At 70.9% G+C, this 14,992-nt stretch carries 17 protein-coding genes and 1 riboswitch; of the genes, 9 read left to right on the top strand and 8 right to left on the bottom strand.

Annotated elements, in window-relative coordinates; translation table 11 throughout:
- The first annotated feature begins 110 nt into the window (after nt 1-110).
- The 7 genes from recO to ACFHWS_RS10900 all read left to right on the top strand — a co-directional run bounded on the left by recO (nt 111) and on the right by ACFHWS_RS10900 (nt 6,012).
- Nucleotides 111-881 (top strand): DNA repair protein RecO, encoded by a 771-nt coding sequence (recO, locus tag ACFHWS_RS10930; RefSeq protein ID WP_416554391.1) that lies wholly within the window; start codon nt 111-113, stop codon nt 879-881.
- Nucleotides 882-883: 2 nt separating this feature from the next.
- Nucleotides 884-1,690, top strand: coding sequence for an isoprenyl transferase (locus ACFHWS_RS10925; protein WP_416554393.1), 807 nt, complete (start codon nt 884-886; stop codon nt 1,688-1,690).
- A 310-nt stretch (nt 1,691-2,000) separates the two neighbouring features.
- The gene (locus ACFHWS_RS10920; RefSeq protein ID WP_416554395.1) at nt 2,001-2,285 is read left to right on the top strand and encodes a hypothetical protein; all 285 of its coding nucleotides are present in this window, start codon (nt 2,001-2,003) and stop codon (nt 2,283-2,285) included.
- Between the two features lie 109 nt (nt 2,286-2,394).
- A complete protein-coding gene (locus tag ACFHWS_RS10915) occupies nt 2,395-3,483 on the top strand; it encodes a FecCD family ABC transporter permease (protein WP_416554397.1) in 1,089 nt (362 codons plus the stop codon).
- Nucleotides 3,484-3,506: 23 nt separating this feature from the next.
- Nucleotides 3,507-4,496: an ABC transporter substrate-binding protein gene (locus tag ACFHWS_RS10910; protein ID WP_416568118.1), complete on the top strand. Its 990-nt coding sequence runs from the start codon at nt 3,507-3,509 to the stop codon at nt 4,494-4,496.
- Nucleotides 4,493-5,317, top strand: a complete 825-nt coding sequence (locus tag ACFHWS_RS10905; protein WP_416554401.1) for an ABC transporter ATP-binding protein — start codon at nt 4,493-4,495, stop codon at nt 5,315-5,317. The genes ACFHWS_RS10910 and ACFHWS_RS10905 overlap by 4 nt, the downstream gene beginning before the upstream one ends.
- Nucleotides 5,314-6,012, top strand: coding sequence for a class I SAM-dependent methyltransferase (locus ACFHWS_RS10900; RefSeq protein WP_416554403.1), 699 nt, complete (start codon nt 5,314-5,316; stop codon nt 6,010-6,012). Before ACFHWS_RS10905 ends, ACFHWS_RS10900 begins: the two co-directional genes overlap by 4 nt.
- Before the next feature lie 930 nt (nt 6,013-6,942).
- Here ACFHWS_RS10900 and ACFHWS_RS10895 read toward each other — a convergent pair.
- Genes ACFHWS_RS10895 through ACFHWS_RS10885 form a run of 3 tightly spaced genes read right to left on the bottom strand, consistent with a single transcriptional unit; the run spans nt 6,943 to nt 8,371 of the window.
- A complete protein-coding gene (locus ACFHWS_RS10895; protein WP_416554405.1) occupies nt 6,943-7,113 on the bottom strand; it encodes a GntR family transcriptional regulator in 171 nt (56 codons plus the stop codon).
- Complete coding sequence (locus ACFHWS_RS10890; RefSeq protein WP_416554407.1) at nt 7,110-7,652, bottom strand: GntR family transcriptional regulator; 543 nt, start codon at nt 7,650-7,652, stop codon at nt 7,110-7,112. Before ACFHWS_RS10890 ends, ACFHWS_RS10895 begins: the two co-directional genes overlap by 4 nt.
- On the bottom strand, nt 7,649-8,371 hold the full coding sequence (locus tag ACFHWS_RS10885; RefSeq protein ID WP_416554409.1) for an XRE family transcriptional regulator: 723 nt from the start codon (nt 8,369-8,371) through the stop codon (nt 7,649-7,651). Before ACFHWS_RS10885 ends, ACFHWS_RS10890 begins: the two co-directional genes overlap by 4 nt.
- Before the next feature lie 129 nt (nt 8,372-8,500).
- Here ACFHWS_RS10885 and ACFHWS_RS10880 point away from each other — a divergent pair, with 129 nt between their 5' ends.
- Together ACFHWS_RS10880 and ACFHWS_RS10875 are read left to right on the top strand one after the other, a co-directional pair.
- A complete protein-coding gene (locus ACFHWS_RS10880; protein WP_416554410.1) occupies nt 8,501-8,974 on the top strand; it encodes a hypothetical protein in 474 nt (157 codons plus the stop codon).
- Nucleotides 8,974-9,249, top strand: coding sequence for a hypothetical protein (locus ACFHWS_RS10875; protein WP_282231762.1), 276 nt, complete (start codon nt 8,974-8,976; stop codon nt 9,247-9,249). Before ACFHWS_RS10880 ends, ACFHWS_RS10875 begins: the two co-directional genes overlap by 1 nt.
- 320 nt (nt 9,250-9,569) lie before the next feature.
- On the opposite strand, the gene ACFHWS_RS10870 is transcribed toward ACFHWS_RS10875, so the two are convergent.
- From ACFHWS_RS10870 to ACFHWS_RS10850, 5 genes are all read right to left on the bottom strand, one after another.
- Nucleotides 9,570-10,064: a hypothetical protein gene (locus tag ACFHWS_RS10870; protein WP_416554412.1), complete on the bottom strand. Its 495-nt coding sequence runs from the start codon at nt 10,062-10,064 to the stop codon at nt 9,570-9,572.
- Nucleotides 10,065-10,090: 26 nt separating this feature from the next.
- Nucleotides 10,091-11,806, bottom strand: coding sequence for a PHP domain-containing protein (locus ACFHWS_RS10865; RefSeq protein ID WP_416554414.1), 1,716 nt, complete (start codon nt 11,804-11,806; stop codon nt 10,091-10,093).
- 176 nt (nt 11,807-11,982) lie between these two features.
- Nucleotides 11,983-12,780: an energy-coupling factor transporter transmembrane component T family protein gene (locus ACFHWS_RS10860; protein WP_416554569.1), complete on the bottom strand. Its 798-nt coding sequence runs from the start codon at nt 12,778-12,780 to the stop codon at nt 11,983-11,985.
- 44 nt (nt 12,781-12,824) lie between these two features.
- A complete protein-coding gene (locus tag ACFHWS_RS10855) occupies nt 12,825-14,249 on the bottom strand; it encodes an ABC transporter ATP-binding protein (protein WP_416554416.1) in 1,425 nt (474 codons plus the stop codon).
- A gap of 22 nt (nt 14,250-14,271) precedes the next feature.
- Entirely contained in the window at nt 14,272-14,871 is a 600-nt protein-coding gene (locus ACFHWS_RS10850) for an ECF transporter S component (protein WP_416568117.1), read from the bottom strand.
- A riboswitch (TPP riboswitch) is annotated at nt 14,868-14,973 on the bottom strand. (Overlaps the previous gene by 4 nt.)
- Between the last annotated feature and the right edge of the window lie 19 nt (nt 14,974-14,992).

Genomic DNA, 14,992 nt, shown 5'->3' with positions numbered 1-14,992 from the left:
CCAACGGCAGAACACATCCGGCACGGCCACGGATCTGTCCCGGATCGCGACCCTGAGTCCATATCAGGGCCGGCCGCCGGCACACCCGGTCGGCACGGGACAATGACCGGGTGCCCGGATACCGCCGCCAGCTCTACCGCGACGACGCGGTGGTGCTGCGCGTACAGAAGCTGGGCGAATCCGACCGGATCATCACCCTGCTGACCCGCCGGCACGGCCGGCTGCGGGCGGTGGCCCGGGGGGTACGCCGGACCACCTCCCGGTTCGGCGCCCGGCTGGAGCCGTTCGGCCACGTCGACCTGCAGATCGCCGGGAACCCCGACGGGCCCGGTAGCTCACTGCACACGGTCAGCCAGGTCGAAGGGCTGCACCTGTACGGCAAACGGTTCCTGGCCGACTATCCGCGCTACACGGCGGCCAGCGCGATCGTCGAAACCGCCGAGCGCCTCACCCCGGTGGAACGGGAGCCGTCGCTGCGGCTGTTCCAGCTCACCCTCGGCGCGCTGCGGGCCCTCGCCGACGGCGAACACGCCGGCACCCTGGTGCTCGACGCGTACCTGCTGCGCGGGATGGCCCTCGCCGGCTGGGCGCCAGCGCTGCGCGACTGCGCGGTGTGCGGCACCCAGGGCCGGCACCGGGCGTTCTCCGTACCGGCCGGGGGGTGTGTCTGCCCGGACTGCCGACCACCCGGCGCGGCCCATCCGGCGCCGGCCACCATCGACCTGATGGCCGCCCTGGCCACCGGCGACTGGCAGGTGGCGGACACCTCGGAGCCGGCCACCCGCCGGGAGTGCAGCGGGCTGGTGGCGGCGCACCTGCAGTGGCATCTGGAACGCGGGTTACGCTCGCTGCCGTTGGTCGACCGTTCCCCAGGAGATTGATCATGACCAAGGGCAGGGGCCTGCGCCCGCCGGTGGCACCCACTGCGCACCCGTCCGGTGCCCGGCCACCGGCGTTGCCGAAGCAGGCGCTGCCCGACCACGTGGCGATCGTGATGGACGGCAACGGCCGGTGGGCCAAGGACCGTGGGCTGCCCCGCACCAAGGGGCACGAGCAGGGAGAGTTCTCGCTGTTCGACACCGTCGAAGGCGCGATCGAGCTGGGCATTCCGTACCTGTCGGCGTACGCGTTCTCGACGGAGAACTGGCGCCGCTCGCCGGACGAGGTCCGCTTCCTGATGGGCTTCAACCGCGACGTCATCCGCCGCCGCCGCGACCAGCTGGTCGACCTCGGGGTACGGGTGGTGTGGTCGGGCCGGGCCGGCCGGCTGTGGAAGAGCGTGATCTCCGAGCTGCAGACCGCCGAGCAGATGTCCCGCCACAACAGCACGCTCACCCTGCAGTTCTGCGTCAACTACGGCGGCCAGGCGGAGATCGCCGACGCGGCGGCGGCGATCGCCCGGGACGTCGCGGCCGGCAAGGTCGATCCGGCCCGGGTCAACGAGAAGATGCTGGCCCGCTACCTCTACCACCCGGAAGTGCCCGAGGTGGACCTGTTCCTGCGGCCGTCCGGCGAGCAGCGGACGTCGAACTTCATGCTCTGGCAGTCGGCCTACGCCGAGCTGGTCTTTCTGGACACCCTCTGGCCCGACTTCGACCGGCGGCACCTGTGGTACGCCTGCGAGCTGTACGCCCAGCGGGACCGCCGCTTCGGTGGTGCCCTGCCCAACCCGGTCGCCCCGCAGGGCTGAGCCACCGAGCCGTCCCGGCGCCGCCGCCGGACTGTCTGGAAAACCGGGTGCGCCGCGGGACCGCACCGGTTAGCGTGATTGTCATGCGCTTCTGACGCCCTTTCGCAGTGCCGCGACCGCTCGGCGGTCGCCGTCGATCCGTGCCGTGCGGGGTTTCCGCCGCCGGTCGGCACTGCGGGCGTCACTGAGTCCCGGCTGCCCGGTCCCGCTGTTGTGGACTGTCGTCGGTGTCTGCGGCGCCCGCCTCCCGCATCTCACCCGTCACCGCCGCGGGTTCGCGTGGCGGTTCGTAGCCAGGAGGTCTTCTCACATGGCGCAACGACCAGAACAAGACACGACGACGCCCCGGTTCACCGTGCCCGACGACGCCCCGGGTGAACTCGCGCTGCCCGAGGTCACTCTGTCCGAGATCGATCTGCCCGAGGTCGCGCTGCCTGAGGACGCGCTGCCCGCCGAGGGTCGGCGCGCTGCCCGCGCTGCCCGCGCCGTCGCGCCGGGCTCCGGCCCGCAGGCCAGGAGCGTCCGCCCGGACCGGCTCGCCGGTCGCGGTCAGCGCGCCGCCAAGGGCCGCAACTACCAGTTCCGGCGCAGCTGACCGACGCCGAGGTGAACAGTGACTCACCACCTTCCGATCCCTTGATCTTGCTGCTAGCTTCTTGCCATAGCTTTGCAAGAGCAAGGGATCGGCATGTGGGGGTGAGGCGATGGCGGCGGCCACCCTGTCGGCAGCCCGCAGCGACCTGCTCGGCGTCGCCGCACAGCGCCGCCGGACCGGGATCTGGCTGGTTGTCCTGACCGTCGGGCTGGTGGCCACCGCCGTGGTGGCGGTCGGCTCCGGCGGGATCGGGATCGCCCCGACGACCGTCGCCGCCATCATCGGCCACCAACTCGTCGGACTGCCCGGTGAGGCGACCTGGAGCCTGCCGGAGCAGGCCATCGTCTGGCAGGTCCGGCTGCCCCGGGTGCTGCTGGGCATGCTCGTCGGCGCCGGGCTGGCCGTGTGCGGAGTCGCGCTGCAGGCGATGGTCCGCAATGTGCTCGCCGACCCGTACCTGCTGGGCATCAACTCCGGAGCGTCCAGCGGCGCGGCGGCGGCGATCCTGTTCGGGGCCGGCGCCGGCTTCGGCCAGTACGCCCTGTCCACCAGCGCATTCCTCGGCGCCCTCGCCGCGTCGCTGCTGGTCTTCCTGATCGCTCGCAGCGGCGGCCGGGTCACCTCGATCCGATTGCTGCTGTCCGGCGTCGCCGTCGGCTACGCGCTGTACGCCACCACCAGTTTCCTGATCTTCGCCTCCGGGTCGGCCGAGGGCGCCCGGTCGGTGATGTTCTGGCTGCTCGGGTCGCTGGGGCTGGCCCGGTGGGACGCGCTGCTGGCGGTAGCCGCCGTCGTGCTGGTCGGGATGACCGGGTACCTGACCATCGTCGGCCGGCGACTGGACGTACTCGCCATCGGCGACGAGACCGCGCAGACCCTCGGCGTGTCGCCGGACCGGTTCCGACTGCGCCTGCTGGTACTGGTCTCATTGAGCGTCGGCGTGCTGGTCTCCGCCGCCGGCAGCATCGGCTTCGTCGGCCTAGTCGTGCCCCACCTGGCCCGGCGGCTGGTCGGCGCACCACACGTACGGGTGGTGCCGGTGGCCGCGCTGCTCGGCGCGATCCTGCTGGTCTGGGCCGACGTGCTCGCCCGGGTCCTGCTGGCTCCCCAGGAGATCCCGATCGGGATCATCACCGCGCTGCTGGGCGCACCTTTCCTGCTGGTTCTGATCCGCCGCCTGCACGCCACCTCTGCCTGACCAGCTGCGACCTTCGAGGAGCAATGATGGCGACCGCCCGTACCGCCGTCGCGGCGATCTCCGCCGCCGCGCTGCTCGCCGCCGGTTGCGGCGAAGCCGGTGCCGGCCCTACCCCGGCCGCGGCCGACGGCTACCCGGTGACCATCACCAACTGCCGCGTCAACGTCACCTTCAACGCCGCGCCGGAACGGGTCGTGCTGCTCAAGAGCGCTGCCGTGCCGTACCTGCACGCGCTCGGCGTGCTGGACCGGGTCACCGCCCGGGCCGGGCAGTACCCGGCGGAGTACTACGACGAGGCGACCCTCGCCGAGCTGGACCGGATTCCGCTGCTGACCGACAAGACCGACACCAGCGGCCACCTGCAGATCTCCAAGGAAGTGGTGATCAGCCAACAGCCGGACCTGGTGCTCGGCGAGGTGGACAACCTGTCCCGGGACACGCTGTCGGCGGTGGACATCCCGCTGCTGGAGGAGCCGGCGATGTGCCCGGGAAGCACGACGGTGCCGACCTTCGACGACATCTACGCCCAGATGCGGACCTACGGCGAGGTGTTCGACCGGGCCGACGAGGCGGCAGCGGCGGTCGCCGCGCTGGAAGAGCGGATGGCACAGGTGCAGGCCCAGGCCGGGGCGGGCACCGGCCGTACGGCTGCGGTGCTGTACCCGACCGTCGGCGGCGGTGTCACCTACGCGTACGGCACCGCCAGCATGGCGCACCCTCAGCTGGAGGCGGCCGGCTTGCGCAACGTCTTCGACGACGTACCCGAACGGGTCTTCGAAGTCACCGTGGAGGAACTGCTCGGCCGCGACCCCGACGTGCTGATCCTGCTGTACAGCGACGGCGACCCGGCCGCCGTCGAACAGGGCCTGACCGGGCTGCCCGGGGCGGAGAACCTGGCCGCCGTGCGCAACGGCGACGTGCTGACCCAGCTGTTCAACTTCACCGAGCCGCCGACCCCACTGTCCATCGATGGACTCGAACGGATCGTGCAGCACTTCCAGGCCGAGTCGTGATCACCGCGACCGAGGTCTCCTGGCGCTACGGCGCCAACCCGGTGATCGACGGGGTCAGTGTGACCGCCCGGCCGGGCCGGGTCCTCGGGCTGATCGGCCCGAACGGCAGCGGCAAGACCACCCTGCTCCGGCTGCTCCACGGTGCCCTGCGCAGCGGCGGCGCCGGGCGCAGTAGCGGTCCTGGTCGGAGCGGTGAGGCCGGGCGGGTCGTGGTGGACGGCGACGAGCTGACCGGCCTGCCGTCGCGGGAGGTCGCCCGCCGGCTGGCCGTGGTGGTGCAGGAGACCGGCGGCACCGACACCGCGTTGACCGTGGCCGAGCTGGTGCTGCTGGGCCGGGGCCCGCACCTGTCGACGTTCCAGCGGACCAGCCGGGCCGACCATGAGATCGTGGCCCGCTGCCTGGCCCGGGTCGGTGCCGCCCACCTGGGTGCCCGCGCGTTCGCCGGGCTGTCCGGCGGCGAACGCCAACGGGTGCTGATCGCCCGCGCTCTCGCCCAGCAGGCCACCCATCTGCTGCTCGACGAGCCGACCAACCATCTGGACATCCGCTACCAGCACGAGGTCCTGCAACTGGTGCGGGATCTCGGCACCTGCTCCATCGTCGTACTGCACGACCTGAACCTGGCCGCCCGATACTGCGACGACCTGGTGCTGCTCGGCGAGGGTCGGGTGGCGGCCGCCGGCAGCACGGACGAGGTGCTCGACCCGGCGGTGCTCGAACCGGTCTACGGGATCGGCATCCGGCGGCTGGACCTCGACGGAGCCATCCACCTGCTGTTCCGCCCGCACGAGGTGACCGAGGAGAGGACTGCGGCATGACGGCCGTACAGGATCGGATCAACGCGTACTGGACCGGCCGGGCCCCCGGCTACGACGCGTACGTGCAGCGCCCTGAGCGGTTCGCCGCCGACCAGCAGGCCTGGTCGCAGGTCTGGGCGGCGGCGCTGCCGCCGGCCCCGCTGGACGTGCTCGACGTCGGCACCGGCACCGGGCAGGCGGCCATCGTGCTGGCCGGCCTCGGCCACCGAGTGACCGGCATCGACCTGTCCGAGGGGATGCTGGAGCGGGCCCAGCACCACGCCGCCGCGATGCCCGACGGCCCAGTCATCGCGTACGGCGACGCCGTGTCCCCGGGCTTCCCGGCGGCCAGCTTCGACGCGGTGACCAGCCGCTACCTGATGTGGACGCTGCGGGAGCCGCAGGTCGCCGTGGCCAACTGGGTACGCCTGCTGCGCCCCGGCGGCACCGTCGCCGTGGTCGACAGCACCTGGTTCCCCGACGGGCTGGACAACGCCTCGGAGAACTTCGCCGACCACTACGACGACGCGGTCCGGTCGGCGCTGCCGCTGGCCACCGCGAAGTCGATCGACCAGACCGTGGCGGTGCTGGAAGGAGCCGGTCTGCGTGATGTCACGGCCGTACCGCTGACCTCGATCTACGAACTCGATCAACGGTTCGGCGTGGCACCCGATCATGAGCTCAAGCTGCAGTACATCGTCACCGGCCGTCGCTGACGGTCGCGAGCCGAGTGGGGTGACGGGGTCAGCGGAGTCCGTCCCCTCATCCGGCCTGTTCCAAAGGGAAGCAACTCGACGGTTGATCCTTATCCGACCTCTGCACTAACACGCTCGCGGACGTTGCGCGTGATGCGAACGCGGCCATTAGTACGATCGACCCCGTCGGCTACCCCGGGAAGCCTGGCCTCCGCTCCGGATAGCGGCAGCGCCGTCGCAGAACAAATTCAGTCAACTGCCGACCTGTGCCGATGTTTTCGTGTGCTCGGGGACCGTGTCCGAAATGTCGGGCGGTCTGACCTGGGCAAACGGGGGGCCTGGAGGGCAACCTTCGGTTGATCATGATCTTGGTAGTGGCTCAGATGATCTCTATGAGGCTGGTTTTCGCAGCTCGGGGCAGTTTGGGATCTTTCCGCCAACTTCCCCTGGATCCTGGGCGTGTCGGAGGTTGCCGCAATCGACATTTCACCCCAACTCCGGCACCTAATCTTGCGTACATCGATGCGTTGTCTGTCCTCAACGGATGCTGCTGGCTCGGCGTGGCTGTCTCACTTGACTCCGCCTACCTAACGACAGGTCGATGTGGAAATTGTCGCGTACCCGGTCGTCTCCGGCAAGGGGGAGTAGTTGTCCGTTGTGCGCATGCAGCGGTTCGCCAAGCGGAGTTCGCCGTGGCCAACTCCACTACCTCGGTGGAGGTCTGGTAAGTGTCGCGGGAGGGCGGTGAGATCAGGCTTTGTCTGGTCCGGGCAGGAGGTATCTGGCCTTGCGCAGGTGGGCGGCTTTGATCATCTCGGTGACTTCGATCGATTCGCCGGCCCGGGTAGTGGGTTCGCTTCGACGGCGATCGGCTGGTTGGCGGTGACGAACACGCCCGACCCCGGACTCGCCACGGACGAATCCTTGCTTTCTGAGGATGGCGAGTGCGCGTTAAGTGGTGAGGTTGGAGACGCCGTCCCGCTGGCAGAGTTGGGCGGTGGAGGGCACCTTGTCGCCGGGTGTGAACTCGCCGGTGAGGATCTGTCGGCGGAGATCGGCTGCGATCTGGCGTTGGCGGTCGCGTACGTCGTTGGCGGCGGCGTGGTCGGGTTCGTTGGTCATGCGGGTGAGACCTGCATTTGGTAGGTGTGGCCGGTGGAGCGGCTGGTCACGGTGCGCATGACGGCGTACTCGACGGGTTGGCCGGTGGCGGCGCGGCTGATGCGGGTGAGGACGAGGAGTGGTTCGTCGGCGGGGATGTCGAGGAGTTCCTGTTCGTGGTCGGTCGGCCGTCGTGCGGTGACGTGTTCGCTGACCTGGTGGGGCGCGAGTCCGAGGTTGGTAAGGACCCGTACTGCGCCGCCTTTGATCTTGCGGTTGTCGGCGAGTGGGGTGCCGGCGGCGACGGACTCCGGGTAGTAGGAGTCGGCGAGTTCGACGGGTCGGTCGTCTTCGAGGATGAGTCGGCGGCGGACGACGGCTCGTCCGGTGTCGGCGAGACCGAACGCGCGTCCGACCTGTGCGTCAGCGTCAACGGTCTCGACGCCGAGAAGCTGTTGGGTGCCGACGCGTCCCCGGGCGGCGGCCTCGGCAGACCACGCGTCGTGCTGCTGTGCAACGAGGTACGGGTCTGAGCTGCTGGTCCAGCCTGGGTCGGTCATGGGGCCGGTGCTGGTGCGTGGGCTGCTTCCCACAGGTGTTCGACGTGGTTTGCGTACTGGTCGAAGAGGCCACCGGGGCTGCGTCGGCGGATGTGCAGGGTGGGGGAGGCGTGTCCGAGTTGGTCGGCGAGGTGGGTGCTGACCAGTGCTTCGTCGTCGAAGATCCAGACGGACAGGCTGATGTGGCGGTCGGTGTGGCGTACCTGTGGGGTGGGTTCGATCTTGGCGAGTTCGGCGGTGGTGATGTCGATGCGGGTGGAGATCGACAGGGCGGCATCTTCGATGCGTTCGCGGTCGCGGGTGACGGGTGAGTCCTTGTGGCCGAGAAGGAAGCGCAGGTCGAGGCCGGATACGGCCTTGCTCCGCAGGGTGGGTGTGATGCCGGGGACTTCGGTCCAGAGGAAGTACGAGGTGTAGCCGGCGCACCAGATGCGGGACGTGGCGCGGTGGAGCAGGTCGTTCCAGAGTTCCCGGGGGACGGCTGAGCGTGTCGGCCATGCGGCGCGGATCTCCCGGTCGTATCCGCGTTTGACCAAGCCGGACCAGATCACGTCTTCATCTTCTCTCAGCACCTGGGCTACCTGCGAGCGGTGGCGGGGGTGAGGAACGCGACCGCCGAGCCACCGGGCGACGGTCTTCGGGTCGACGCCCACCTTGCCGGCCAGGGTCGCGGGTGTCATGCCGGTTCGGCTCATCGCCACGTGCAGCGCTGTGTTCATGGTTGATCACTCCCGGGACGTTTGTGAACGTCCCTAGGCTACCTGACGCAGGGGTCCCGGCATCCCCTCCACACAGGAAGAGTCCACAAAAGATCCTTCAAACGCCCCCGACCCGCGATGGAGAGAGCCGTGAACAGGAACCAGGTTCCCGACAACAGGTATCAACGGACCCGACAACCCACGGTCGACGCGGGTCCGACGCCGAACCGGCCGCCGTTGCCGCGCCGAACGCCGGGGCACACGGACATCGGGCGCGACCCACGGTTCCGGCTGCTGGCCGCGCGTGCAGTGGCACCCGCGCCGAATGCCGAGCGTCCGGCTGTCGACGCCGAACGGGCGGTGCTGGACGAGGTGGCGGCGGCGATGCGGAACCGGCCGGGAGTCGACGTGTTGGACCGTGCGCGGGCGACGGTCACCGAGCACATGCCGAGTCGGTTGGCCGAATGCCGGGTGTGTGACGTGGCGGCGTTCTGCCCGCCGTTCATCAGCGCGTTGGCCGTGCTGGACCGCTGGGATCAGGTCAAGGCGCGTCGGGTGCGGGCGGTGTTGCAGTACGCCGGGCTCTGGCCGGACGGGTACGTCCACGACGGGCGGGACGACTGATGGCCGACGGTGAACTCCTGCGGGTCGGTGACACCCTGCATCTCGGTAAGGCCGACTGGGTGTTCGGCGACCGGTCGATGACGGTCCGGGTCTCCGACATCCGGTACGGCCTCGACGACGCCGATTCCCCGGTGGTCGGCATCCTCGCCACGATCACCTCGGCCGGGCGGGACGGGCGGATGGCCGCGATCGGCGTCTACAAGAGTGCCCTGACCCGCTCCGGCGTGGTGCAACGCCGGCAGCCACTCAACGGCGTCGACCATCCCCACTCGTAGAGAAGTCAAAGAGGATCATGGATATATGCGCGTTGACGAGCGCCGCGTTGCTCGGTTTCCTCGCCGGGCTGTTCTCGTTCCGAGTCAAGAGCCGCTGGTGCCCCCGGTGCGGCGAGATGACCACCACACCACCGCCCGCGAGGTGACGCTGACACACCTTATTTTCGCGTTTCAAGGTGCGTCAGCGTCACCTCGCGGCTCCGGCAGCGGGAGGCCGTTGAGCATGAGACTGCCTCCGGCGCTGGCCACAGGATGTGACCAGCGCCGGAGGCTGGACAGGTGAGGCTAAACAGGTGAGGCTAAACAGGTGAGGCGTACGGTCAGTGTTTATCGGCGCAGCACGGGGTCGGGTCGGGCAACTCGAACGGCCCGATCCGCCCCGGCCCGACCGCAGTGGTGATCAACGTCAGTACCCCGTTGATCCACTGCGGCCGGACGAAGTCCCGGGTCACCAGCGGAGTGTCCTCATCCGGCTGCGCGCCGCCGAGCATGATGACCTGCTCGATCGCGCTGAGTTCGAGCAGCTCCGCGACGGTGAGTGTGCCGACCAGGCGGTCGACCCCGGGGTAGCGCACCGCCCGCCCGGACCGGCCGGCCCGGTGCTCGGCGGCGGCGAGCTCCGCCGCCGGGACCAGATCGGCCGGGGTGGCGGGCAGGTCGCGCAGCCCGTCGGGGGCGGCCAGACTGATCGCCACGTGCGGCCTCGGCGTCCGCACCAGATGGGTGCAGGCGACGAGGTCGGGCAGGTCGGCCACGCCGACGACGTCGTGCAGCCAGTGTTCGGCAGCGGCGTCGTCGGCATGCCCGAGGCTCACCCCAGTAATGATCATGGCGGTGGCGGTCAGGATGGCAGGACCCAGATCGGGTTGCCGTAGAACCACAGGTCCAGCCACGGGTCGGCGTCGCCGAGCACGTCCATCGCCGGGCCGTGCGGGTCGACCGCCGCACCCATCAGACCGGGCGCGCTGCGGTTACCGTCGGTGCCGCGCACCCGGACGTACATCGGCCGGTCCACCCGGCCCAGCGGGTAGCTGAACGACACCCGCTTGCGGCCCGGCTGCACCTCGAACGAGGCGGCCACCCGGGTGGTCGGGGCGGTGAAGGTGTCCTGGTCGGTGACCGGTCCGGTGACGTCGCCGACGATCAGGTCCACCCGGGCCAGCTTCGGCACGAACTGCGCCCAGTTCGGCACGGTGGCCAGATCGATGTCCAGGGTCACCACGACCGACGTACCACTCTTGATCTTCAGCGTGCCGCCGAGCGTGGCACCGGCACCCGGCCGCTGGTCGTTGAGCCGGCGGACCCGCATGTCCAGGCCCCGGATCAGACCGCCGTGGTCCACCCAGACCCGGCCGGCCCGGATGGCGTCCATCACCGCGCGGTAGCCGAACGCCTGCGCGCCGACGTGGGTACGGCTGTACTGTCCCGGCCAGAAGTCACCGGCGGTGGTGATCAGCGGCCCGTACACCGGGTCGTTGTACTTGCCGTTGGCGTTGAAGTCGCTGTCCGGACCGCGCATCGACGTACCCAGGTAGTTGATGTGCGAGTCGGAGTTGGCGCTGATCCACCACGGCTTGCCCTCGGCGAGCAGGCTGTCCCACAGCCCGCCCACGGTGGAGGTCATCCAGTCGAACCCGCCCCAGGTGCGGTAGCTCTCCAACGGGTAGCCGGGGAACGACGCCGCCGACGGGCTGCCCTCGTAGTAGCCGCGACCGCGACCCGGGCCGTTCGGCGCCGGCAGGCTGGACGCCTGGTGACCCGGGGCGCCCTCCATGCCGACCGCCACGGTCGGGTCGGCGTCGCGCCAGGCCCGCACCTCGTGCGGCGAGTCGACGCCCCGCCGGGACGGGTGGTTGGCCAGGAACAGCGCACCACCGATCCGGCGTCGGCGGACCTCGTCACCGAGGAACTTGATGCCGGCGATGGCGAGCGCCTCGTTCTCCGGGCTCGGGCTGCTGGTGCCGTTGACCGAACCGTCGTAGTCGGTCTCGAACTGCTTGAGTACGGCGACCTCGTTCGGCCCCGGCTGGACGAAGACCGTGCCGTGCTCGGCGGACGGGATGTTCCACTCCAGGCCCTGGTAGATCAGCAGGTCCTTGATTTCCTTGCGGGTTTCGACGATGTCCGGGTTGACCTTCTCCACCCCGATGCGGGAGTGGGTAGCGTTGCCGTGGTCGGTGATGACGATCCAGTCCAGACCGTACGCGCGGGCGTGCTTGGCCTGGTCGACCACCCGGTACATGGCGTCCGAGCTGTACTGGGTGTGGATGTGGTGGTCGCCGGCCAGCCAGACGAACTCACCGTCGTTGGCCTGGCCGCCGCCGGTGCCGCCGCCGGCGTGGTCGTTGGCCGGTGCGGCGTGCGCGGCGTGTCCGCCGGCCAGCACCGACGACGCGGCTGCGCCGGCTCCGAGCAGCCCGGCGTTCCGCAGGAAGGTACGCCGGGACGCCTCGGTCGGCGACAGTTCGGCGTCCGGCACCGACAGGTCGAGCGGTGCCGGTACGTCGGCACCGCTCGCTGCGTGGTCGTGGTGGTGATGATGGTGGTGGTGTCCCATCCCTGTTCCGCCTCCCAGATCAACTTTGTCGCGGTCAATCTCGTGGAGGTGGGGAAACAGCAGGCGACGTACTGCCGTCGTTGCGGCGCACGTGCCGTGAAGGTGTTGCCATATGTGCATCTGTGACACCTGGCGTGACCTGCTGATCTTTCTGCCGGGGAGTGGCCGGGCCGGGCTCAGCCGATCACCGGGCGGAAGACCCCGGCGGCGAAACTGACCGCCAGCGACCCTCCGGCGGCGACTGCGGCACCGACAACCAGAGCGGCGTCGGCCGCCCCGAACCGTTGCCGCCGGGCACTGGTCCGGGGGATGCCGGCGTCGAATCCCCGGGCGTCCATCGCGGTGGCCAGCCGGGTGCCCCGGCGGATCGCCAGCACCAGCAGCCCGAAGGCGGTCGTCGCGAACAACCGGAGCCGACGCACCGGGTTGCGACCCGCGTCGATGCCCCGGGCCCGGCGGGCCATCGCCAGCAACTGCCACTCGGCGGCCAGCATCGGCACCAGCCGGAACGCGGCGAGCGCCCCGATCGCGAACCGGGGCGGGGCCTTGACGTTCTGCACCAGGGCGTCGGCCAGGTCGGTCGGGTCGGTGGTGGCGAAGACCAGCACACCGGGCAGCGCCACGGCCAGCAGGCGCAACGCCAGCCCGAGTGCGGTGACCAGCACGCCGCTGGTCACCAGCACCGGCCCGGCGGCGAGCAGCACCGGGCCGGTCCGTTCGGCGGCGAACAACGTCAGGGTGACCAGCACACCGGCGGCGCTCAGCAGCAGCGGCGCCATCCGGCGCAGCAGGGCCCGGTAGCCGAGCCCGAACAGCGGGACCACGGCGAGCTCGACGGCGATCGCGACGGCCGGCGCCACCGGGTCCAGAGTGGCCAGCAGCAGCACCGAGAAGACCAGCGCGGCGGCGAGCTTCGCTACCGGGTTGCGGCGGGCCAGCGGCGCCGTCCTGGTGCCGTCCGGTTCGCCGATCACCGGGTCAGCCGCCGGCCCGCTCACAGAATCAACCGCCGGCCGGCTCATAGGGTCAACCGCCGGTCGGCGAGGGCGGCGACGAGGTCGACGTCGTGGGTCACCGTCACGATCCCGTGCCCGGCGTCGCGCAGCTCACCGAGCAGCGTGACCAGTTCGAGCCAGGTACGCCGGTCCTGGCCGAACGTCGGCTCGTCGAGCACCAGCAGGCGGGGCGCGGTGGCCAGGGCGGTCGCCACACTCAGCCGCCGCGCCTCACCACCGGAGAGGGTGTACGGGTTGGCAGCCGCCAACCGGTCCAGCCGCAGCCGCTGCAGCAACTCGTCGACCACCCTGGCGACGGTCGACTCCGCCAGCCCGCAGCGGCGCGGGCCGAGAGCCAGCTCGTCGGCCACCGTGGTGGCGACGAACTGGTGCTCCGGGTTCTGGAACACGTTGCCGATCCGGCGGACCAGCTCCGGTGCCCGCCACCGGTGCGGGGCCGGGCCGACCCGGCCGTCGCCGGTCAACGCGGCGGTGGCCTGGACCGTTCCGTCGGTGGCTGCGACCAGCCCGCCGAGCAGCAGGGCCAGCGTGGTCTTGCCGGCACCGTTGGGCCCCAGCACGGCCAGCGCCTCGCCGGCGCGTAGCGGCACCTCGTCGGCGAGCGGGGCGAGCCGGGGCACCAGCCCGACCCGGTCGGCGATCAGCAGCGGCTCACCGGCCCGGGCAGGGAAACCACCGCGCTGCGGCAGCGGCTGATCGGGCACCCAGACACCGTCGGCGGCCAGTTGCCCGCCGTACCGGTCGAAGACCTCGTCCGGCTCGCCGTCAGCCCGCACCCCGCCCCCGGCGGACAGCACCACCACCCGGTCGACCAGCGGCAGCGCCTGCGCCACCCGGTGCTCGACGATCACCAGTGTGGTGTCCCGGTCCCCGTCGAGCGCCCCGGCGACGGCGTTGCGGACCAGGTCGGCGCCGGCCGGGTCCAGGTTGGCGGTCGGTTCGTCCAGCAGCAGCAGACCCGGCCGCAGGGCGAGCGCCCCGGCCAGGGCCAGTCGCTGCTGCTCGCCGCCGGACAACGCGACCGTCGGCCGGTCCCGGCCGTACCGGAAGCCGACCCGGGCCAGCGCGGCGTCCACCCGCGGCCAGATCTGCTCGGCCGGCACCCCCCGGTTCTCCAGACCGAACGCCACGTCGTCGCCGCTGCGCGCCATCACCAGCTGGGTCTGCGGATCCTGGAAGACAATGCCGACCCGCTCGCGGGCCTTGCGCGGGTCGAGCCCGTCGACGGTGACGGTGCCGGCCTGCTCGCCCGAGTCAGCCGGCAGCACCCCGGCGATCGCCGCCAGCAGCGTGCTCTTGCCGGCCCCCGACGGCCCGAGCAGCAGGACCCGTTCACCGGCGTCAACGCTCAGGTCGACGTCACGGACCGCCCAGGCCCGGCGGCCGGCGTGTCGCCAGCCGAACCCGCGCAGCTCCAGCCGGCTCACGACCCGCACGGTCGCGGCCGGGTCACACCGTGGTGCGGTCGCGGCCGGAGGGGAACCGGTCGAGCACCCCGGTGCGGGCCAGGGCCCGGGTCAGCGCCACGCTGCCGGCACCGGCCAGCACGATCGCGCTGACCACGGTGACGATGAAGATCGGAATCCGGAAACTGACCAGGTCGTACGGCGCGTAGTAGCGGATCTGGTCGAAGATCGCCGCGCCGAGCCCGGCGGCCGCACCGGCGGCCAGCGCCACCGGCAGCCGGAACGAGCGGTACGCCACCGCCAGGAACACCAGCTCGGCACCGACCCCCTGGGCCAGCCCCTGCACGATCACCACGGCGCCCCACTGGCTGCCCAACGCCGCCGAGACGACCGCGGCGACCAGCTCGCAGAACAGCGCGGCCCCCGGCTTGCGGATCACCAGTGCGCCGAGCACGGCCGGCACCAGCCATACCCCGTACAGCACCGCCTGAGCGGGCGGGAAGAAGGTGAACGCGGCCTCGGTAGCGGCCCAGATCAACCCCCACAGCCAGAAGACCACCCCGAACGCGACGGCGATCACCGAGGCGACCACGATGTCGACGGTCCGCCAGCTGCGGTCGGCGGGCAAAGATTGCTGCGTCATACGTCGCTCCAACTCCCTGCGCTGGCATTACCCAGATCAGGTTCGAGGGTCTGCGGGACTCCCCGCACTCTCAGCGCTGTGTGCGCTCCCCTGTGGGACATCAGGTTGTGCCACCGACGCT

This window comes from Micromonospora sp. LOL_013 (genome assembly GCF_048060315.1).
In the GTDB taxonomy this organism is placed as follows: domain Bacteria; phylum Actinomycetota; class Actinomycetes; order Mycobacteriales; family Micromonosporaceae; genus Micromonospora_E.
This window is presented reverse-complemented; position numbering and strand designations above follow the sequence as displayed.